25 protein-coding genes are annotated in these 21,191 nt (G+C 47.6%); 6 read left to right on the forward strand and 19 right to left on the reverse strand.

Features of this window, described 5'->3' with window-relative positions:
- Positions 1-9: 9 nt before the first annotated feature.
- From B5E53_RS02330 to B5E53_RS19055, 12 genes are all read right to left on the reverse strand, one after another.
- Positions 10-630, reverse strand: a complete 621-nt coding sequence (locus B5E53_RS02330) for a hypothetical protein (RefSeq protein ID WP_087312392.1) — start codon at positions 628-630, stop codon at positions 10-12.
- A gap of 2 nt (positions 631-632) precedes the next feature.
- Positions 633-2,054 (reverse strand): DEAD/DEAH box helicase, encoded by a 1,422-nt coding sequence (locus B5E53_RS02335; protein ID WP_087312394.1) that lies wholly within the window; start codon positions 2,052-2,054, stop codon positions 633-635.
- Positions 2,020-2,346 carry a VRR-NUC domain-containing protein gene (locus tag B5E53_RS02340; RefSeq protein ID WP_087312396.1) on the reverse strand — a complete coding sequence of 109 codons (327 nt, stop codon included), beginning with the start codon at positions 2,344-2,346 and terminating at the stop codon, positions 2,020-2,022. Before B5E53_RS02340 ends, B5E53_RS02335 begins: the two co-directional genes overlap by 35 nt.
- Positions 2,328-2,609 carry a hypothetical protein gene (locus B5E53_RS02345; protein ID WP_087312398.1) on the reverse strand — a complete coding sequence of 94 codons (282 nt, stop codon included), beginning with the start codon at positions 2,607-2,609 and terminating at the stop codon, positions 2,328-2,330. Before B5E53_RS02345 ends, B5E53_RS02340 begins: the two co-directional genes overlap by 19 nt.
- Before the next feature lie 266 nt (positions 2,610-2,875).
- Complete coding sequence (locus B5E53_RS02350; RefSeq protein WP_343215571.1) at positions 2,876-5,209, reverse strand: virulence-associated E family protein; 2,334 nt, start codon at positions 5,207-5,209, stop codon at positions 2,876-2,878.
- A 103-nt stretch (positions 5,210-5,312) separates the two neighbouring features.
- Positions 5,313-7,307, reverse strand: coding sequence for a DNA polymerase (locus B5E53_RS02355; protein WP_087312621.1), 1,995 nt, complete (start codon positions 7,305-7,307; stop codon positions 5,313-5,315).
- Between the two features lie 48 nt (positions 7,308-7,355).
- Positions 7,356-7,988 (reverse strand): DUF2815 family protein, encoded by a 633-nt coding sequence (locus B5E53_RS02360; RefSeq protein ID WP_087312402.1) that lies wholly within the window; start codon positions 7,986-7,988, stop codon positions 7,356-7,358.
- Complete coding sequence (locus B5E53_RS02365; protein ID WP_087312404.1) at positions 7,981-9,183, reverse strand: DUF2800 domain-containing protein; 1,203 nt, start codon at positions 9,181-9,183, stop codon at positions 7,981-7,983. Before B5E53_RS02365 ends, B5E53_RS02360 begins: the two co-directional genes overlap by 8 nt.
- Positions 9,183-9,647 carry a hypothetical protein gene (locus B5E53_RS02370; protein WP_087312406.1) on the reverse strand — a complete coding sequence of 155 codons (465 nt, stop codon included), beginning with the start codon at positions 9,645-9,647 and terminating at the stop codon, positions 9,183-9,185. Before B5E53_RS02370 ends, B5E53_RS02365 begins: the two co-directional genes overlap by 1 nt.
- Positions 9,648-9,676: 29 nt before the next feature.
- Positions 9,677-9,931, reverse strand: a complete 255-nt coding sequence (locus B5E53_RS02375; protein WP_087312408.1) for a hypothetical protein — start codon at positions 9,929-9,931, stop codon at positions 9,677-9,679.
- 13 nt (positions 9,932-9,944) lie between these two features.
- Positions 9,945-10,118 carry a hypothetical protein gene (locus tag B5E53_RS19050; protein ID WP_162611755.1) on the reverse strand — a complete coding sequence of 58 codons (174 nt, stop codon included), beginning with the start codon at positions 10,116-10,118 and terminating at the stop codon, positions 9,945-9,947.
- A 200-nt stretch (positions 10,119-10,318) separates the two neighbouring features.
- Positions 10,319-10,486, reverse strand: coding sequence for a hypothetical protein (locus tag B5E53_RS19055; RefSeq protein WP_162611756.1), 168 nt, complete (start codon positions 10,484-10,486; stop codon positions 10,319-10,321).
- A 277-nt stretch (positions 10,487-10,763) separates the two neighbouring features.
- On the opposite strand from B5E53_RS19055, the gene B5E53_RS02380 reads away from it, so the two are divergent.
- The gene (locus B5E53_RS02380; protein WP_087312410.1) at positions 10,764-10,988 is read left to right on the forward strand and encodes a YozE family protein; all 225 of its coding nucleotides are present in this window, start codon (positions 10,764-10,766) and stop codon (positions 10,986-10,988) included.
- Between the two features lie 130 nt (positions 10,989-11,118).
- Here B5E53_RS02380 and B5E53_RS02385 read toward each other — a convergent pair whose 3' ends face one another.
- Complete coding sequence (locus B5E53_RS02385) at positions 11,119-11,304, reverse strand: helix-turn-helix transcriptional regulator (protein ID WP_087312412.1); 186 nt, start codon at positions 11,302-11,304, stop codon at positions 11,119-11,121.
- A 487-nt stretch (positions 11,305-11,791) separates the two neighbouring features.
- Here B5E53_RS02385 and B5E53_RS02390 point away from each other — a divergent pair, with 487 nt between their 5' ends.
- Genes B5E53_RS02390 through B5E53_RS02400 form a run of 3 tightly spaced genes read left to right on the forward strand, consistent with a single transcriptional unit; the run spans position 11,792 to position 13,529 of the window.
- Positions 11,792-12,208: a helix-turn-helix transcriptional regulator gene (locus B5E53_RS02390; protein WP_087312414.1), complete on the forward strand. Its 417-nt coding sequence runs from the start codon at positions 11,792-11,794 to the stop codon at positions 12,206-12,208.
- Positions 12,209-12,216: 8 nt separating this feature from the next.
- Positions 12,217-12,654 (forward strand): ImmA/IrrE family metallo-endopeptidase, encoded by a 438-nt coding sequence (locus tag B5E53_RS02395; protein WP_162611757.1) that lies wholly within the window; start codon positions 12,217-12,219, stop codon positions 12,652-12,654.
- 2 nt (positions 12,655-12,656) lie between these two features.
- Complete coding sequence (locus B5E53_RS02400) at positions 12,657-13,529, forward strand: hypothetical protein (protein ID WP_087312418.1); 873 nt, start codon at positions 12,657-12,659, stop codon at positions 13,527-13,529.
- On the opposite strand, the gene B5E53_RS02405 is transcribed toward B5E53_RS02400, so the two are convergent.
- Positions 13,515-13,919 (reverse strand): hypothetical protein, encoded by a 405-nt coding sequence (locus B5E53_RS02405; RefSeq protein WP_087312420.1) that lies wholly within the window; start codon positions 13,917-13,919, stop codon positions 13,515-13,517. The genes B5E53_RS02400 and B5E53_RS02405 overlap by 15 nt on opposite strands.
- Before the next feature lie 112 nt (positions 13,920-14,031).
- Between B5E53_RS02405 and B5E53_RS02410 the strand changes: the two genes are divergently transcribed.
- Together B5E53_RS02410 and B5E53_RS02415 are read left to right on the forward strand one after the other, a co-directional pair.
- Positions 14,032-14,577: a Uma2 family endonuclease gene (locus tag B5E53_RS02410; protein WP_087312422.1), complete on the forward strand. Its 546-nt coding sequence runs from the start codon at positions 14,032-14,034 to the stop codon at positions 14,575-14,577.
- A 170-nt stretch (positions 14,578-14,747) separates the two neighbouring features.
- A complete protein-coding gene (locus B5E53_RS02415) occupies positions 14,748-15,902 on the forward strand; it encodes an integrase (protein ID WP_087312424.1) in 1,155 nt (384 codons plus the stop codon).
- A gap of 129 nt (positions 15,903-16,031) precedes the next feature.
- Here B5E53_RS02415 and B5E53_RS02420 read toward each other — a convergent pair whose 3' ends face one another.
- From B5E53_RS02420 to argC, 5 genes are all read right to left on the reverse strand, one after another.
- Positions 16,032-16,478: a DMT family transporter gene (locus tag B5E53_RS02420; protein WP_087312426.1), complete on the reverse strand. Its 447-nt coding sequence runs from the start codon at positions 16,476-16,478 to the stop codon at positions 16,032-16,034.
- Positions 16,479-16,606: 128 nt separating this feature from the next.
- Complete coding sequence (locus B5E53_RS02425) at positions 16,607-17,809, reverse strand: aspartate aminotransferase family protein (protein WP_087312428.1); 1,203 nt, start codon at positions 17,807-17,809, stop codon at positions 16,607-16,609.
- Positions 17,810-17,858: 49 nt separating this feature from the next.
- Entirely contained in the window at positions 17,859-18,728 is an 870-nt protein-coding gene (gene argB, locus B5E53_RS02430; RefSeq protein ID WP_343215578.1) for an acetylglutamate kinase, read from the reverse strand.
- A 30-nt stretch (positions 18,729-18,758) separates the two neighbouring features.
- On the reverse strand, positions 18,759-19,985 hold the full coding sequence (gene argJ / locus B5E53_RS02435; protein WP_087312622.1) for a bifunctional glutamate N-acetyltransferase/amino-acid acetyltransferase ArgJ: 1,227 nt from the start codon (positions 19,983-19,985) through the stop codon (positions 18,759-18,761).
- 126 nt (positions 19,986-20,111) lie between these two features.
- Positions 20,112-21,152 (reverse strand): N-acetyl-gamma-glutamyl-phosphate reductase, encoded by a 1,041-nt coding sequence (gene argC / locus B5E53_RS02440; protein WP_087312432.1) that lies wholly within the window; start codon positions 21,150-21,152, stop codon positions 20,112-20,114.
- Positions 21,153-21,191: the final 39 nt, after the last annotated feature.

Consider the following 21,191-nt stretch of genomic DNA (forward strand, 5'->3'; position numbering starts at 1 on the left):
TGATCTTTTTCAATCCCCTTCACCTCTGATTGTTTCATAAATCTTTTTCTTTGCATTGTACTGGACGGCTACAGGCATCCCACAATTGATGCAGTTTACGTCCAACATCTCATCGGTTATATTTGTCAGATACGCAGCATTCCTGCCGCACTCACAGTTCAGGAACATCTGCGCCAGGTCATGCAGTTCCGTTTTCTTCCCACAGCTGTCACATTTATATTCTCTCAACTTGCGTCTGGAACAGAAAGCTCTACGTTTTCCACAATACGGGCATTCCAGGTACAAGAATCCACCGTATCCACTATTCTTTTCTCCCGGAAGTATCTCTTCCTCACTCTCGTTACCGGAAGGAGTGAGATTATCAAAAATCTTTTTTTTGTGAACCTCAGATGGTGATTGTATCTTCAATGCCTCATTCATCGCCGGCACGGACGTGCTTGCTTTATCCCCTACAGCAACTGCTTCATTCACATCCGGCTCCAGCAGTATCTCCGGGAGATAGCAATCATCCTGCGGATTATCATCCCCCGCCAGGATATCTGACACAATCCTGTTAAATAACGCCTCACATTTTTCTTCGTCCATTTTCAAACAAAACCGTCTGTCTTTTGTTGCAATAGTAAGTCCCATGATCACATTCTCCCTTTCTTTTTCATCTCTTCTTTCACTGCCTGGATCCTTGCTTTTAAGCTCTGCATCACATAATCCTGTACGTCTTCTTTCCGGCTGAGAGCGGCCATAACGTCTTCGTCTCTTGTGCCTGTACAGACCAGATGATGGATAATCACCCGCTCCGTCTGTCCCTGCCGGTGCAGACGCTTATTGGCCTGCGTATACTGCTCGTAATTCCAAGTAAGCCCGAACCAGATGACATGATTGCCACCGTCCTGCAGGTTCAGCCCATAGGCACTGCTGGCCGGGTGGGCCAGAAGGACATCCACCTCCCGGCGGTTCCAGGCATCTTCATCCTCTGGCCTTTTTAATTCCCGTACCGTCAGCCCGGTCTTCTCCAATGCTTTCAGGATCCGGAACTTATCGTGTTGGAAATTATAAAACACCAGGGCCGGCTTCCCCTGCAGGGACTCGATCAGCTCCATGAAAGCCTCAATTTTGCAGTTATGTACCTCGTGGACATTATGGTCATCGTCATATACCGCCCCATTGGACAGCTGCAGAAGCTTGTTGGATAATGCCGCCGCACTAGTCACGCTGATCTCTTCTTCCTCCGGCAGCCCTAAGATCATCTTTTTCTCCAGCTCCTGGTATGCCTTTTTTGCTCTGGCGTCCAACACTACCGGCACTTCGTGGAACGTCACAGGTGGAAGCTGCAGATAATCTTCTGCCTTCATGGATACACAGATATCTGAGATCTTCGCCATGATGCTCTCCTCACTGCCCTGCTTTGGCTTGTAATTATAAATCACATTCTGCCCGCGATCACCCGGATCGAAGTAATGTTCCCGGAACTGTGTATACCGTTTTCCCAGGCGCTCTCCGCCGTCCAACAGATAGACCTGCGACCACAGGTCATTCAGACCATTCGGTGAAGGAGTACCAGTCAACTCTACCAGGCGATCGATGTGTCCGCTGACACTGGCCAGGGCTTTGAACCGCTTTGCGTTATGGCTTTTAAAACTGCTGCTCTCATCGATGACCACCATGTCAAATGGCCAGGCATTCCGGTAATAATCCACCAGCCACACAACATTCTCCCGGTTCGTGATATAAAGGTCTGCCGGCGTGTTCAGCGCCCGGATGCGCTTCGCCTGACTTCCCAGTACCTGAGACACCCGGAGGATCTTCGTGTGTTCCCACTTGTCCTTTTCCCTGGTCCAGGTCCCTTCTGCCACTTTCTTCGGCGCAATGATCAGCACCTTCCTGACCTCGAACCGGTTGCATTTTAATTCCCGGATGGCCGTCAGTGTTGTAACTGTCTTGCCTAAACCCATGTCAAGGAACAGGCCGATCTTTTTGGCGTCGATGATCTTCTGGATGCAGTAATCCTGATAAGCGTGTGGCTTAAATTGCACCGTCGCCACCTCCCAACAGTTCATCCATGATTTTCTGCAGTGTTTCCTGCAGGCTTAAAAATTTCAAGACGTCGTCTTTCCCGTAAAGCACCCGGACATCCTGTCCCAGAGAACGGAGACGCTCGATCTGCACCTCTTGCAGTTCTGTGAGTCTCCCTGCCTTTGTCTTCAACTCCACAAAGATCGGTGCCCGGCCCCGGAAAACGACCAGCCGATCCGGAACCCCGCTATTTCCCGGGCTTGTAAACTTGTATGCAATACCACCCAGCCTCTTTACTCCATCCCGCAGCAATGCCTCTATCTCTTTTTCCCGCATCTCATCAACTCCCCACTTTTCTCACACCAGACGTCATCTGGACTTTTACTGTCTGACCATGACCATACATACACATCACCTCTGTGATGACTCGTGATTCCCAGGTTCTTCCGGGCCTCTCTGATATCTGACCGGCGTACCCCGGAACCTTTCATCTGTGATTTCACATATGCGATGATTTCTTGGGCCAGTCCTTCTTTTCTGCCATCTGAAAAATATTTTGCCAGCAACATTTCTGCACAGATTATGTTTTCACTTTTCATGATCCATTCCTCCCGCCATGCCCAAATTGCCTTTTATTTATATATTATGACTACTTTATTAGGCTATTTAGGTAATATTAGGTAATACAGCTATACTACCTATTTTATTTATTTTTTCCTTTATATAGATAAATGGTAACATTGGTAACGTATAATAAAATAACCTTTGTTTATCAGGGTTTTTGCGTTTCTGAAACTGTTGTCTTTCCGTGTTGCCGTAATTTTGTGGTATCACTCGCGTTCGATACCGTTACCATTTACAATTGTCACATATCTACCCTTTTGTCATCGCCTTTTGGTATCGCTTCAAACCCTCTTTGTATACCATATGGACCATACCTCCGCTTTGATTTATTCCGTCTCCAACCTTTGATACCAGACAAAATCCCGTTGATTTCTCTGCTGTCAGATTTCTTCATGTACTTTGGGTCCCCGCTGAAGCATTCTGTCCATACTTCCACCGCACAGACTTTTTCCCTCTTTACCAGCTTGACATCCGGCCCACGGAGGTTCCCACTCCAGAATTGACGTCGCTGTGTAAGCGAGAAAGCGTTCCAGTTTTCCGGGACTTTCTGCTCCAGAAATTCCAGCACGAGTCCTTCCTTCCCGGAGTTTTCCCGGTGATGTTCCTGCATCTCTTCTGCCAGCTTTTCCACGTCTTTGTCCAGATACAATGGCTCTCCCAGCATCCAGTAGGTATAGGCTTCCGCCCAGATCTGGTCCACCTCTTCCGGAAGGTCCCGCCATATGGATTTCTTTGCCGGGTATACGCCCACATCCACTGGCCAGAACCGCCGGTTCCCGGTCGTATCCTTCAAAAATTCTTCCTCATTACTGGTCCCGAAGAACACGCACCGGCGAGGATGCCGGTTCACCCGCCGGCCGTATGCCGCCCGGTAGATATCTTCCCGTTTGGATAAAAACTGCTTGACCGCGTTCGTCTCCTGTTTTGTCATGGCAGTCAGCTCACCCACTTCGTTGATCCAGGTTCCCTGTATCAGTTCTGCCGCCTCTTTCCCTTCAAAGGACGTGAGGCTGTCGGAAAACCATCCCTTTCCAAGGGTGCTCAAAAAGGTACTCTTGCCGATGCCCTGCGGTCCAGTGAGGATAGGCATATAGTCGTACTTCACGCCGCCCACGATGGCACGGGCCACCGCGGCGCAGAGGGATTTGCGCATCACTGCGCGGGTATACGCATTATCTGCAGCGCCCAGATAGTCCGGCAGGAGGGTATCCAACCGGGGAACGCCATCCCACTGCAGACTCTCCAGATAATCCTTCACATCATTCACCTTATTCTGGCTGCTCACAATGAGGAGGGCATTGTCCAGCTTTTCCCGCCCGGTGATGCCGTAGAAGAGCTCCAGATAATTATAATAACCAGCGTCGTCCTCATCCTTCCACCGGTGTTTCTGCGCCGTCTTATCCCATGGCACAGGCCCTGTCAGCAGGCTGCACCCGGCGAACTCGTCTGTCACGATCTTTCCCTTCAGGTTCGGGTCATTCTCGAGGACGAGGACCGCGTTATTGATGGTCTTTGCAATCTTTCCGGATGCATCTTTTGTAAGCCGATCCATCCAGGAATAATCTGTCTCCTCCGAATCTTCCACCGGCGCATCAAACGCTGCCTGCGCCTGTTCAAATGCCTCCTTCGTCATGAGGGTAGATACCTGTTTATCACCCCTTGCCAGCCGCGACATCGCCATAAAAGAGGGCAGCTTGTTGTTCGGCGTCCCCTCTTTCGCCTCCGCATCCTGGTCGCCAAACATATGCAGGCGCACCATGTCAAACGCATTGACCAGCAGGCCGGAACACGGGTCTGTCGCATGATGGGAATAGAGGAACAGATCTCCGTCATAGACAACAGCTCCACCCTGCGTGGAACCGCCGGTATATGTATATCTGCCTGGTATGGCTGTCTCCTCATACATGCCGGGGATAAAGGCTGCCATCGCCTGTGTGATGCTGTACGTCCGGCAGAAGGCGCCGATCACGCCGCGCTTTGTGGTCGGGTCTTCCTGGCGCGCCAGGCGGCGCTTTTCCAGTTTCTCTGTCCCCGGTACTTTTGGCCATTGGCTGACATCCGTCCAGTCGCCGTACATGGCCAGCAGGCCGGCCTTGCTGCAGAACGGGCTGTCGTAGACCTGGTAAATGTATTCCCCATCCTGACAGCAGCTTGGCCAATACATGAGCCGCGCTGATTCAAATGTTGTTGGGTCGCAGAACTCGATCCCGATGAGCGACGCCAGTTTCCGCGCTGTCGGCTCATATTCATCCGATGAGGCCGTTACATCCAACGGGATGATGACCCGCAGCCGCGGGGCATACCCGGTATGTTTTCTTGTGCTGTAAACGACAGCAGCGCATCCAAGGCCGCCGATCCGCCGCAGGATATCCTCTGTGCCCCCGGCGGGGATATTGTCCATGTCCAAGGTCACAAGATCCCTGCCCGTAAGATATACCGGTTTTCGCCGGCCATTGGAAAAGGTACCGCCGACAAATCCGCCGACGTCTTTAAGCTCCGCCTGTTTTGCCTTTCCCATGGCCAGATATTCTTCCATGGTCTCACTGCTGCGGACCGGCGTTTTCAGTTTATCCACAAACTCAGACCAAAGGAGAGAACTCTCCGGCCAGTGCGTTGCCTTCCGGCTCCCCGCCGTGCTGATGCGTAATGTTCGGTTATACTGCAAACGTCTCCCTCCTCTAATCTTTCCTGTAATAGCTTCCCTCAAACCCGGCGCCCCGAAGGATCAGTCCCGGCGCCCAGGAAATGGGTTCAGCCATGATGCTGCAGATCTCTTCCACCGTCACATCCATGGGAGCATCGATGATGACTTCGTCATGGACGTGAAAGACTACCTGCAGCCCTCGGTCATCTATCTTTTTCAGTGTCTCTGCCAGGCAATCCCTTGCGACTGCCTGGACAATGTTTTCCGTCATTTTTCCGCCGTATGTCGATGTGACTTCCCACTTCTTCGACTGCTGTCCTACTGTATGATAATGGACTGCCATTTTGCCAAACTGGTTCTCCTGCAGGAACGGCTTAGGGTAATACAATTTCCTGCCCGATGGCAGCTGCACCGTCAGGAAACACTGTCCATACACGATGTCTCCTTCCAGGGCAAATATCAATCCATGGATCGCCTGTGGCTGCGCCGTCTGCATGGTCGTGAGCGCCGCCTGTTCCACGGCATACCACAGGTCACAGATCCGCCGGTTGGCCTGCCGCCAGCGCTGGACGATATCCGGGAGTTCCTCTTCCGGGATTCCCATGTTCAATGCGCCCATGGACACCAGCGCATTTATCCCGCCCTGATAACCCAGTGCAAGAGTGGCCACTTTTCCTTTTTGCCGCAGGCTGTACTCCGGGTTTCCCTTTACGATCTTCTCGATCGGCACATGGAACATCTGCGATGCTGTCGCTTCGTAGATCTTTCCGTGCGTGGCGAATACTTCATTGACCCATTGTTCCCCGGCCATCCATGCGATGACACGCGCCTCGATGGCAGAGAAATCAGCGACCACGAACTTATGTCCCTCAGACGGGATGAACGCCGTCCGGATGAGCTGGGAGAGCGTATCCGGCACATTCCCATACAGCATCTGGAGACCATCATAATTTTTCTTCTTCACGAGGTTCCTGGCATAGTCCAGTGTCTTCAGATAATTCCTCGGCAGGTTCTGCATCTGGACCATGCGGCCGGCCCACCGCCCCGTACGGTTTGCCCCATAATACTGCGTGAGTCCCCTTACCCGGTCATCCCTTCCCTTGGCCGCGTGTATCGTCACATATTTCTTGATGGATGTCTTTCCCAACTGTTGCCGGATCTCCAGAACCCGCCGCACGTCCGCCGGAAGGTCCTCTATCCTCAAAAGGTTGGAGACGTCCTCTTTCCGTAGGCTATCTATCTGGATGTCTGTCCCACACCAGTCGAACATCGTTTCTTCCAGCCACGCTTTTAGCTGCGCTGTGCTGTTTGGGTTTGCAAGCCCTGTGATCCTTACCGCCTCGTCTGTCAGTTCCTGCGCCGACTGCTCATGGATGGTGAGCGCACCTTCGATCAGCGTGGCATCCACCCGGACGCCGAGGGTGTTCATCTCCGTGGTCATCCGCCACAGGCGTTCCTCATCTTCTGGCATCGGGTACAGATTAAGCCTCTGCAGGATCTCGTACTCCGTCACCACGTCCTGTCGGTTATACTCCATAAACAGATCCCATTTTATAGGATCGTGTTGCGGCAAGTTCCATATTCTCCCGCCGTTCCTCTTTGTAGGTTTGCAGGGCACGCAGAAATACCGAATGAGCGCCTTGCCGACAGACAGTTTCTGCTTATCTTGTGGCAGCCCGATGGCTTTGCCGGTGGCATCCAGTCCTGCAGGATATCCGCAGTACAGGCTGTGCGCCATCGTACAGCGCCACTGCGCAAGGGGCGTCACATAACCCGCCTGGTTCAGGCAATACCACTCAAAGGCTGCATTATACGCATGCTTGATTACTTTCGGATCAGATAGTGCCAGCAGAATTTCTCCCGGGATCTGCTCCCCCTGTGCCATGTTGATGACTTCCACCGGCTCCCCGTCCGCTTTATAGGCAAAAAGGAGGATAGAAAAATCATCTGACTGCGCATATTTATACAGTCCGACTTTCCCGATATCCTCGCTGGATCTTGTCTCAATGTCTATACTTAAATGTCTCATTCTGGCCTCCATTAGAAAGGCAGAGGGGCGCAATGCCCCTCCCTGTTATCAGTACGGCATCCCAGTGATCGGATTGATCGCCTGCGCCGCTGGCTGCTGGTATGCCTGCTGGGTCGTCTGAGCCGGCTGTACAGGTTGTGTGAAACCGAACGCCTGCGCCGCCGTTGGTGCAGATCCGCCAAGAGGCTCTCCATCCTCCAGTTTCTGCACCGGACCCAAGCCGCATCCGATTCCTTTTTTCCCGCCAAACGCGTATGGAAAAAACGATACATTGACCCGGCCATAGATCCCGGAATACACTTCGGAATGGTTGATGATAGGATTTCCCATCTTGTCCACGACTTCCGGAGGATAGTCTTCTTTGGCACTGGCAGTAAAGACCCAGTGCCCTTTGCACTCCGGACCAAACGGCATCCCATCAGATGGCCGTACTCCATCCCCATCATAAACTGGTGTTGGCACGATCGGCGGGCACTGCCCATTCCATTTTTCATTGATTCCTCTCTGCTTTGCCGCTTCGATGGCCGCATCGATGCGGGCTTTTGTGTCTGCATCTGATTTTGGTACGAGGACGGTCACGCTGAACTTTTCTTCCTGCCCTGGCTGATATGCGTATGGTTTAAATAAATGTACATAAGATAATCTTGCTTTTCCTGTTGTTACGTTCGTTAATTCATTCATCTGGATTTTCCCCCTTCTTTCCTGCCTCTGATCCGCCAAAGGCTTCTGCCGCGCTCACTTTATTTGTGACCGCCGGACGTTTATCTGATTCTTTTGCCAGTGCTGGCTTCCCTGGGTTTTTGACCACATACTCTCCGACCAGGGTCTGGAATTCTTTTTTGCCGACTGTTTTTTCCACCTGTGCCAATGACAATGGCGTCCTTTCCCACAAGATGGCAGCATCGATACCATTATCTGTCAGGGTCTTAAACGCCTTGTCCATATCGGTCCAGTCGCGGGAACCTCTGCCTTCCACGGCTTTCCATCCTGAGATCTCTTTGCCTGCCAGGCATTCTTTCAGGGCATACTCTTTCAGGTCTTTCAGCCATTTGGCCACATCTTCCCCTTTTTCCAGGTATTCCCCTACTTCTTCATTGGTGATGAGCGGTGGCTTTTTGTCGGTAAAAAATGCCAGCCGTACATTTTCCTCCGCCCTGGCCCGGCACTGCGCCCGCGCCCGGCAGAACCGGCAGGCTTCCTCACCGGGAGCAAACTCTCCCTCTCCTTTAAATGCGATTGCTGCCCGATCAGCGATAAAATCGCCGTAAGCCAAAAGTTCCGGAATGCCACATTCCCACTCCGATATGTTACTGAGACGTGGCTGCACAATGGAAAGTCTGACCCGATCGATGGAGTAAAGGATAGAGCATGCCGCATACGCTCCCAGCGCATACAGGATCATCTGCAGGTTTTCCTCCGCACTGACCGGCACGCCTTTCCCATACTTAAAATCAATAACATGGAGCGTACTGCCGCCGATCAGGATGCAGTCCGCTGTCCCGAAACCTTCCGGGACATATTTATCAAAGTAAACGGTCTTCTCCACATCCGCATGTGGCGCATGGTCAAACGCCATTGCTGCAGTCTTTATGTAATCCAGGTATTCATCCGTATACCCCTGCATCTCATCGTTCCAATGCTCCTCTTTTTTCAGCTTATTGACCGTTCGGGTCATCTTCTGCTTACTGACTTCCTGCGGATAAAAATACTGCTGTACCTTGATCTCTGCCAGCGCGTGAGCGAGAGTCCCCTCCGCGGCTGCATCGGATCCGGTATCCGGGAACTGTTCTTCCAGCCTGGCACTCGGAGTGCAATGCACCCAGCGATGGGCGCTGGATGCACTGAGAAGGGCATGGGCACGTTCTTCTTTTTTCATCAGATCTGCGCCCCCAATCCCCGTAATGCCGTGGCAAATGCCCCATACTGCTCCTTCGGCAGATCCGGAAGGGATTGCACGCCAAACTGTGCCAAAAGGTTCCGCAATTCTCCCTGCCGTCCAGAATCCATAAGAGTCATTCCCGCCTTAGACAAGTCTTCCATTGTATAGGAGGGCTGTGCTGTTGGCACTGTTGTCTGAATCGGTTGCTGTACCCGTGGCGGTGCCGATTCTTGCGCCGCTGAGGTCGACGGTGCCGCCACAGGAGCTATAGCCTGTGTTGGCGCAGACTGTACTGGTACCTCTTGCTGCACAGGTACCTGAGGCGCCGGCACCGCAGATACCACGTCAGCCGTGGTCTTTTTCCCCTCTGTCTTGGATATTGTTCCGTCTTCCCCTGACAAAATCATTTTTGCAAAGTCTTTCAGTTCTTCCATCGATTCAAATGTTACTTTCATTAACATCTTTATTCCTCCTCATCCTTGTGTTCCCTTCAATCATCAAACATCTTCTCTGAAAATGCAGCCTGTAATACTGCATTCGCAAGGGCGTTTCCATCCGCCAGGTCATTCAGTACGTTCGCTACGGAAGCACCGAGTGCAGCCGCTATGTCGACCGGATTACCGCTTCCGAAGCTTATACCGTCTGCCTCCATCGGATCACTGTCCGTTTTGAGTGCGATGGCAAACACGTAGTTGCCCTCAAACACTTTTCTCTCTTCGTCGCTTTCGACGATCACTTTTATCATGTCTCTTCCTCCCTTATTCCGTTAAACCAATCATCATCACAATCGCATTGCCGGGCATGTACTGCTTGTCCCCGGTGATGGGATCGTTGTGCATCAGCACATCCGCCCAGCTTATGACCAGCCAGAGAAAGATCAGGATACCGACTGCCGTCAATGCGTTGATGATCAGATTTTTTATAAATTTCATCTTCACTTTTCCTCTTTATTGATGTAAAATAATAATCGTAATATTATTATGCTTTGTTGCGCCCAGTCTGGAGTTACTGCTCCTTTGGGCGCACTCCCTGATGAACAGAATCCGGAATTTCCATCCCAAAAAATTGATACATCCGGCGAGCGTAGATATCATAGGTCATTTGCCCGCCAGACTTAGCTGGTGGAATAGCCTTACCGAATGCCCATCTGCCAGCCTTGATCCGTTCCCGGACTTTCTGCGGCCGGCAATGTAAAATCCGGGCGGCTTCCGCTGCGGAAATGATCTCCCTCAATTCTCATCGCCTCCTTTTTCATCTCAATTCTTTTTGGCCGACGCTCTTCTTCCAGTTTTAAAGCCATTGATACAAATTTATGAACCCTTACGCTTCCTTGCTGAGTGACTGCCAAAAGAATGTATTTTATACCGTAAAAATCTTCGACTTCTGACAACGCTGTTATAAAATCCGCAATAATTGGATTTTTAATTTTTTTGTATGATTATGTTCCGTCATTTTCCTTCCATCTCATTTCTACTTTTCCAGGTATCAATTGTTTATTGACTTTTTTACACTATTCTCCTACTCAATCCTTACAGGTGCTGCCACACCAAGTACAAGAGAAAGGAGATAAATAGTGTATGGATCAAATTGATAAATCTTTCAAGCAATGGATATCCGCTTTTACTGTGACAGACACCAACCTGGGGGATCTCGCTTCAGACATTGCAAGAGATCCTTCTTTCCCAGATAGCTCAGATAAGAGCGTTCTCATGGAGTACATCATTCGGAAGACCCATAACTCGTTGGTCCATCGGACTCTTTCGGCTGCGATTGACCTCTACCACGCATCGGATTCGGAATAAACTTCCGTCCATATGGCTCTCGTATCCATTCTGCGTTAGGCTCCAAGCATCTTCGGATAGCTTGGAGTTCTTTTCGTATCACCACCAGCTCCTGTAAAATATTCTTTAAAACCATCCTTCTTTCACCTCCCTACTCTTCCAGAAAATAATCAACAGTCACACCGAAATAATCAGCGACTTTTTTAAGCTTTTCGATTGACGGAGAACATTTATCCCAGCTACGGATTGTCCCGTTTCCAAAAGAAAGCTTTTTCTCAAGAGCTGTAATTGACATATCATGCTGCTTTGCAAGCTCGTCGATTTTCTTCAGAATCAATATTTTCCCTCCTCTCATGTTTTGATATAATGAATTATGCGGGTCGCAAATCGCACTCCTTGAAAGGAGGTGACATGCATCAGATTTTATAGAATGATTACTTCCGCTGAGCTTGCCCAGAAATATCGACGCATTGGATATAACGTAGTCGCTCTTTCTTATTGGGTTGGAGAGTCACTCCCAATGACTATCCATCTTGAAAAAGTGGTGTAAGGCCACATATAACTGTTAATTCACTGCGACCCGCAAAATCAATCAATAATACTCGAAAAAATTCTAATATATTATTGACAACAAAGAGAAAATATTCTATTATTGTTTTAAACAATTTGAAAATATTCTAGTTACAGCTTTTTTGTTTGGTGTTTATTGGCTGTTCTACGCTATTTACGAGAATGTTTTCTCTTTACATCCTCTATAATACGAGAATATTTTCTTGTTGTCAAGTATTTTTTCGAGAAAATTTTCTTGTAGAAAGAGGTGGCTTATGACTTTAAAAGAAAGAATTAAAGAATTAGCCAATGCCGAAGGAATAAGCCTTCCCACTTTGGAGGCAGAGCTTGGTTTTGGTAATGGAACCATTGTTAAATGGGATAAATCTACACCTAATGCAGAAAAGTTAAATACAGTTGCAAAATATTTTGGCGTAACTATGGATTACTTATTGAATGGGGAGACAGAAAAGGGATTAACAAATAAAGATAAACGGGACATCTCAAAAACCGTCAATGAGTTGATGGAAAAATTAGATTCCAATGATGGAGCACCATTGTTCTACGACGGAGAAGAAATGGACGAACAGACAAAACTTTTGTTCCGCAACCAGCTTAATTCTTTGGTCACGACTGTAAAAGAAATTAACAAAGTAAAATACAACCCCAACAAAAACAAAGGGGAAAAGTAGGTGATAATTTGCAGCGGGATATCAAGAGCATCGTAAATCAGCTCGTAAGAAAATATCACACTCGCAATCCATATGAATTATGTGATTGCACTGATGTCCTGGTTCAGATCGGGGATTTAGGAAAGATCATGGGATGTTATCTACTCATCAAACGGCAGAAATGCATTATGCTAAACAGCAGCATTATTGATACACCCTTGGAGAAAGTAGTCCTAAGCCACGAACTAGGACACTCAAGACTTCATCGAAAAAATGACTGCTATTTCTACGGCAGCACATTTTTTAATAAAGCCAAAGAGGAAAACGAAGCCAATACCTTTGCGGCGGAACTTTTAGTACCAGATGAAATAATCTACTCCAATCCTGACCTGACCAAAGAACAAATTGCTCGGATGCTGGGATACACAGAAATGATTATGGAGTTCAAAAATATAGGAAAGAAATAAATATGAGTGTTAATAAATTAATTAAATTTTACATTCTCAAACCTGAACCATGTTTAAATAATACATCCTTTTTACAAAATACTAGTGATTCCATCTCCTATCAAATATTTAAAAGTGCTTTTCCAGAGGAAAACTTTTATCGTATTGATATTGATAAAAGAACATTGTATTTTGATATAAAAACATATTCAAAAAATCATATATTTGGAACATGTTCTGTAAAAGAAGCTCTTAAAGCTACAAATTTTATTCAACAACGAAATAAAGAAACTTTGCAAGCCAAACCGTTCACCGAATTGAATGATGAAAACCAATTAGAGGCTTACACCTTCTTTTATGTTGATTTCATTCATAATAGAATGGCAGCAATTGCAAATAAGAAAATCCCTCAAATTCATAATGTTTTAATGCAAACTATTTGGGAAAATTCTCATAATTTATCCCAAATTAGTATTCAGCCTGAACTCATACAAGATGTAAAAAAAGAGGCGGAAAAGCTTGTAAATCCTTCTTGGTTAGAAATAGAATTTGCTAGTCCTCCATCATCTGCTGAAATACCTAAAATGGATTTAATATTAAATGAGCCTGATTTTAAAAGCACAAAATATAGAGTTAAAATCAAAATTGAAAAAACCAACAAAAAATTTATAGATAAAATTATGCAGCTAGGAAATAAAAAAGATGAAGATCATATTTCTATGCTTAAGTTAATTGGTAAAAATGAATTAGGACTGGATGAGACTTTTAACTTCATTGAATCGCTATATGCAAAAACTGTGCCGTTAGAATTGACTGACGACACAGTAAAAAATATTGCATATATCGAGGAAAATTTAAAAAAATATTTAGATAAACATACTTTAGAGCTTGCCTAATTTATATAAGTAATAACTACATATAATAATATTACTAAAGGATGCAACTGATAAAATAACTATCTCTTCATAATATGATGAAAACATCCAAAGTAGCACAGCTAATGATAATAAACATATTCCAAAGAAAATATTTTTTAATAAAATTTCATTATGTTTAGTTTTTTTCATTCGTTCTACTATTTTATCATTTTTTGGAAAAGATAGATAAATAGTTAGAATTGTTAGTAATATACCTATTAATGTAACAATTATACTAATTAATGTATCCATATGCTCAAAATTAAATTTTAATACTGATTTTCCCATTAAAAATTTTAAAGCAATTATTATAATTGCAGGAAATATAATAAAAGAATACAATTTGATTTTACTCTTAATTTTTTGCATTTTATCACCCCTGAGTAAAATATAAACAAATCGCGAGAAAAAGTCAACAAAAATCGAACATATGTTTTAATTGATATTTTAAACATCTATTTAAAGAAAGGAGCGTACCACCATGCCATTACCAAGAGAAAAATCTCACACCATTAAAGACATCTACTCTCTCCCGGAAGGACAGCGCGCAGAGCTGATCGACGGCGATATGTATATGATGGTGCCGCCCAGCCGGATTCATCAGAAACTTGTTATGCAGCTTAGCCGTATTATTTCCAATTATATTGCTGATAAGAGGGGTTCCTGTGAGGTCTATCCTGCCCCATTTGCCGTCTTCTTGAATGCCGACGATAAGAATTATGTCGAGCCGGATATCTCCGTCATATGCGACCGTGATAAGCTCAATGACAAAGGCTGCGTCGGTGCGCCGGACTGGATTATAGAGATTGTCTCCCCGAGTTCCCAGCGTATGGATTACCTGACGAAGCTGTTTAAATATCGAACGGCCGGAGTTCGGGAATATTGGATTGTGAATCCAATCAAGGAAACCGTGCAACTATATTCATTTGAGGGCGAAGAAGACTCGACACAGTCCTCCTTTTCTGATTCTATTACATCTACAATCTTCAAGGATTTTTCTATATGCATTGAAGATCTGCTGAAATAAAAAAACTCCGCCCCTGCGCCAACAGGAGCGGAAGCAGTTACATATCCGAAGATGATGCAACCTAACACCAAAAATATTGTATCATCTCCGGGCAGCCACCGCAAGCGGAACATCCGTTTCCCGCTGGCTGTTATTTTTGTACCCATTTTTATCGCCAAGGAGATGACACTATGGCAAAACGAAAGAAATATCCAAAGCTCCCAAATGGCTACGGCAGTATTAAGTACCTCGGCAAAGGTCGCCGCAATCCCTACGCCGTCCATCCTCCAACCACGGAATTTACCCTGGACGGCGTTCCAAAGACACCAAAGGCCCTCTGCTATGTAGATGATTATATGAAGGGATTTGCCGTTCTGATGGCCTACAAGGCCGGTACATACGTTCCGGGCATGGAACGGGATCTGACGGACATTGACAGCAGTAAAGGCAATCTGGACAGTCTGGCACAGTCTATTTTGGCTGATTACGGCCGCATCAAGCATACTGAGCTGACAGAAGAAAAGAAACCGACTTTTGCAGAGGTATACGAAGAATTTTATGATTATAAATATGAACGTGATAAAAGCCGGCAGTATTCACAAGCATCCCGGGATTCTACGAGGGCCGCATTTAAAAATTGTGCTGCTATCCACGACAAGATATTTGAAAATCTCAAACATAAAGATTTGCAAAATATCATAGATAATTGTCCCAGAAAGCATGCCAGCCTTGAACTTATTCTCTCATTGTTCCGTCAAATGTATCAATACGCCATTGCCTATGAGATTGTTGATAAAGATTGCTCTACTGCCCTTAGAATCAACACCCCGGAAGATGATGAGCACGGAGAGCCATTTACTGATGCCGATCTACAAATATTATGGCAGCATGCTGATAACCCAATCGTAGAAATGATATTGATCATGTGTTATAGCGGGTTCCGGATCAGCGCTTATAAAACCTTAGAAGTCAATTTAAAAGAAAAATATTTCAAAGGCGGCGTCAAAACTGCAGCAGGCAAGAACCGGATTGTTCCTATACATAGTGGCATCTATCATCTCGTCTGCCGCCGGATAAAACGCGACGGAAAAATGCTCATCCAGAAAACAGGAGATTTCCGTCGGAACATGTATGCCACACTGCGAGAAATAGGCGTTGAACGACACACACCGCATGACTGTCGGCATACTTTTTCCCGACTATGCGAAAAATATAAGGTGAACGAAAATGATCGTAAAAGAATGTTGGGTCACAGCTTTAAGGGCGATATCACCAACGAAGTCTATGGTCACCGGACACTGGAGGAACTGAGGGAAGAGATTGAGAAAATTAAGATTTGTTACTAACGTGTTACTAACCGTTTCGTTTATTGCTGTTTTATTCAAGAAAATCCGGAACTGTTTAAATCTCCAAATACCGCGTATTTATGCGCTCTAATGGAACTCAACGCATGAACACGCGGTATTGTCTGATTATCATGATTTTAACTGAACCTTAAAAAGCACGATTCCTGCCACAAACAGCGCGGTCCCCAGAAGTTTCGTCCAGGCAAAGCCAACTTTTTCCACGCCAAAAATCCCAAATACCTCTATGAGATAGGCGACGATCACCTGGGAAGATACAATGAGCATCACTGCCCGGGCCGGACCCAAAGACGCCATCCCCGCGATGACCGTAACGGTGATAAAGGCTCCGATGACACCGCCGAGAAGCAGATACTTCGGCTCCACAGTTAACAGGTCAGAAAAAGACGTTGTTTTTCTTTCCTTAAAAAACCAGAGGGCAAGGCAGACAAAAAATCCTGTCAGCTGCACAAAAACGTTGGTGATCCACGGTCCCGTTTTATCGGTGACTTCTGTGTTGAACACTCCCTGAATACTCATAAGCGCTCCGGAAATGAGCGCCGCAATCCATCCGGACATAAGAAAACCTCCATACTTTGTTTGGTACCGATATTCAAACATCAAACCGCAGTCCGACGATGAAATCTGGTACATTTTATCCATAGTATGGAGGTCTTTTTCTATTTTATACCACCGATTGTTTCGCTTTATGCCATTGATGATTCCGCAATCACACTTCGAAGAATTCTGCACATTTCATCCACATGCTCTTCTGTGATGATCAGCGGCGGAACAAAGCGGATCACGTTGGCTCCGGCCGACATGAGAATCAACCCCCGGTCCATCGCTTTCACAATGATATCTCCCACCGGACCGTCAAATTCCAGCCCCTGCATCAGGCCTAAGCCCCGGTGGCCGGTAATCTGGCTGTATTCATCCTTCATTTCTTCCAGTTTCTTGTAAAGATAACCGCCCACTTTCTGTACGTGTTCCACGATCTTTTCTTCTTCAAAAATCTCATAGACACTGTTGACAGCCGCTGTGGCAAGAGGATTGCCGCCATAGGTGGTGCCATGATCGCCGGGAACCAGCGCATGGGACGCTTTCTCTGCCGTCACAAAAGCTCCAACCGGGACGCCGCAGCCCAGCGCTTTGGCAAGAGTCATCACATCCGGTTTCACCCCGTACAGATCATGGGCATACAGAGAACCGCACCGACCCATGCCGCACTGTACTTCATCGAAGATGAGCAGGATATCTTTCTCATCACAGAGCGCGCGCAGTCCGGAAAGGAACTCTTTTGTTGCCGGGTAAATACCGCCTTCTCCCTGCACTACCTCACAGATGATACCGCAGGTTTTGTCGGTGACCTTTGCCTTTACATCGTCAAGATCATTAAACCGGGCAAACACCGCCCGCAGATCCTTTGGCACAAATCCTTCCTGATAATGGACATTGCCGGTCACCGACAGCGCTCCCTGACTTCTTCCGTGGAAAGAATGGTTCATGGCGATAAACTCATATTCCCTGGACGGATCTTTCAGATACGCGTATTTTCTGGCCACCTTTAATGCGCCTTCAATGGCTTCCGCGCCACTGTTGGTAAAGAAAACTTTATCCATGCCTGACGTCTTTACGATCTTTTCCGCCGCATCCACCGCCGGCACATTGTAAAACAGGTTGGAGGTGTGAAGAATCTTGTCAATCTGTCCTTTCAGCGCATCGTTATATTTTTTGTTCTGATACCCCAGGGCGAAAACAGCGATCCCGGCTCCAAAATCCAGATATTGTTTTCCGTCCACATCGTAGAGATACACTCCTTCGCCTCTGTCCAGCACCACCGGATAACGGTTATAGGTCTTTAAGAGATATTTTTCCCCTTTATCAATATATTCCTGTGTTTTGCTCATCGGCTTCTTTCCTCCCGCTTTTTATTCTCATCCATTCCGTGATCTTTTCTCAAAACAGCGGTTCTTTTAAGATGGCTGTTCCGATACCTTTCTCTGTAAAGAACTCAAGCAGCAGACAGTGGGCCACTCTTCCGTCCAGAATATGCACCCGGGAAACTCCCTGCTCGATGGCGTCGATGCAGTTGTTGAGTTTTGGCAGCATACCTCCGCCCACCACGCCGTTGGCGATAAATTCCTTGGCAGTATTGACGTCCATCTCGGAAATCAGAGTCTTCTTGTTGGCCGGATCCACGAAGACACCTTCGATATCGGTCAGGAAAACCAGTTTTTCCGCCTCCATGGCCTTTGCCACACCGCAGGCCGCATCATCAGCGTTGATATTATAAGAATCAAAATTCTCATCCATGCCGATCGGCGCGATGACCGGAATAAATTCCGCATCCATGAGAGTCGTCAGCAGTTCCGTGTTGACGGACTTCACATTGCCCACGAAACCGATGTCCCGGCCGTCCGGCATCTTCTTATCCACCTGAATCATGTTGGCGTCCTTTCCGCAGATACCCACAGCGTTGATGCCCATCTTCTGCATCAGGCCCACCAGCTCTTTGTTCACTTTATTGAGTACCATCTCCGCGATCTCCATAGTTTCCTTATCGGTCACCCGGAGTCCGTTATAAAATTCCGCTTCCTTTCCGGAAAGCTTGACCCATTTGCTGATCTCTTTGCCGCCGCCGTGAACGATGATCGGTTTCATACCGATCAATTTCAGCAGCGCCACGTCCTTGATCACATTATATTTCAACTCTTCGTCAAGCATGGCGCTTCCGCCATATTTTACGACAACAATCTTTCCATAAAAACGGCGGATGTACGGCAGCGCCTCGATGAGAACGCTGGCTTTCATCATCTCGCTGTTCATATCATTCAGCTCCAACATACTTTCTCCTTTCTAAGAACGATAATCCGCATTAATTTTCACATATTCGTAGGTCAGATCACAGCCCCAGGCGGTGGCTTCTTCTTTTCCGTTATGCACATCAAGAATCGCCTTCACCGGGTTGCCGGAGAGGATTTTTGTGGCGGTTTCCTCACTGTAATCGGCGGCTATACCGTCTTTTACGATGACCAGACTGCCTTCCCCGCTTTCCAGGATGATATCCACTGCTTCCGGATCAAAGGAAGCACCGCTGTATCCCATGGCGCAGAGGATTCTTCCCCAGTTGGCATCTTTTCCGAACACTGCCGCCTTTGTCAGACTGGAGCAGACCACTGCCTTGCTGATTTTCTTTGCCTCTTCTTTGGTAGCTGCGCCGTGGCAGGTCACCTCAAAAAGTCTTGTGCATCCTTCCCCGTCTCCGGCAATCTGCTTAGCCAGGTATTCAAGGACGGTATGGAGCGCTTCCCGGAACGCGGAAAGTCCCTCGCTGTCCCTTGTCAGGATATCATTTCCGGCCATACCGTTACACAGTACCAGACAGGTATCGTTGGTGGAGGTATCCCCGTCCACAGAGATCATATTGAAGGTATCTTCCACCTCTTCCCGGAGAATCTCCTGCAGAAGCGGCTGCTCGATAGCTGCGTCGCTGGTGACAAAGGCAAGCATGGTACCCATGTTCGGGTGAATCATACCGGAGCCCTTGCTCATGCCGCCCACAACGACTGTCTGTCCGCCAATCTCACACTGAACAGCGATTTCTTTTTTATGGGTATCGGTGGTGAGGATGGCTTCCGCTGCGTCAGCAGCCGACTGGACATCCGCCTTCATGGCAGGTACCAGCATCTCGATTCCTTTTCCCACCACATCCATGTCAAGCTGCATGCCGATGACTCCGGTGGAACACACGAGCACCTCTCTTTTTCCGATACCGAGGAGGGACGCCGCTTTTTCTGCTTCCTTCGCGCAATTTTCATAACCTTCCTCTCCGGTGCAGGCGTTGGCGATACCGCTGTTGATCACCACTGCCTGAGCCCTTCCTTCCTCCTCGACCACTTTTTTATCCCAGAGTACCGGAGCTGCCTTTACTATATTTCTTGTAAAAGTGCCGGCACAGACCGCCGGCGCTTCCGAATAGATCATCGCCATATCTTTGTTGGTCTTTCCGGCCTTGATCCCGGCACGAAGACCTGCGGCACGAAATCCTTTGGCCGCTGTCACACCTGATGATATCTCTTTCATTGTATTTTCACATCCATTTCTCTTATTTCTGTTTTGCCGGCTTTTGTGATCTTCCTTCCGGAATCTTCCGCACCTGCCGGCAGCGCTGCCAGGCATCTCCCACTTTACCGTGGAAAAGACCGGCTGTTACGGGAATACCGGCGGCATGAGAAGACCGGTATTTTCCGGCAGACCGAACATCAGGTTCATATTCTGCACTGCCTGTCCGGCTGCTCCTTTCACCAGATTATCCATGGCTCCCAGCATGAGGATCCTGCCGGTACGCTCATCTTTTTTCACATTGACATCCACATAATTGCTGCCTTCCACCCAGCGGGTTTCCGGGCAGACGCCGGCCGGAAGCACCCGGACAAACGGTTCCTCTTTATATGTCTCCTCATAAAGCGCCCGGATCTCTTCCTCCGTAACATCCTTTACCAGATTGGCGTAGGCTGTCACAAGAATGCCCCGGTTCATCGGCACCAGATGAGGCGTAAAATTGATCAGCGTTTCCTGGCCGGACGCATAGGAAAGCTGCTCTTCAATCTCCGGTGTGTGACGGTGTGTAGTCACACCGTAAGCCTTGATACTCTCATTGACCTCACAGTACAGGTTCGCCACCTTGGCTCCCCTGCCCGCGCCGGAAGTACCGGACTTGGCGTCAATGATGATGGACTTCATGTCAATCCACCCTGCCTTTGCCAGCGGATAGACGGACAGGAAGGAACAGGTCGGATAGCAGCCCGGATTGGCCACCAGGCGGGCTTTTTTAATCTGCTCCCTGTTCACCTCGCAAAGTCCGTAAACGGCTTCTTTTATATATTCGGGACTTCCGTGTTTGATGCCGTACCATTTCTCATAGGTATCCACATCTTTAATACGGAAATCCGCGCTCAGATCAATAATGTTCACTTTTGATAAAATGTCTTCATTTACAAGGGTGCTGCAAAGTCCCTGGGGCGTTGCGGTAAAGATCACATCCACTTCCTCGCAGAGCCTCTCCATGTCTTCTCCCTCACAGATATCCGGAACCAGAGTAAACATGTTCCGGAACACATCGGCGTAAGGCTCGCCGGCGTAGGTTCTTGAACCATACCATTTGATCTCCGCTTCCTTATGCCCAAGCAAAATCCGCACCAGCTCCTGTCCGGCATATCCGGTGGAACCGATAATTCCTACTTTTATCATGTGCTTTTCCTCCTGTATACTGCATATTTTGGAAAGTCA

The organism is Eubacterium sp. An11 (assembly GCF_002161065.1).
In the GTDB taxonomy this organism is placed as follows: domain Bacteria; phylum Bacillota; class Clostridia; order Lachnospirales; family Lachnospiraceae; genus Anaerobutyricum; species Anaerobutyricum faecale.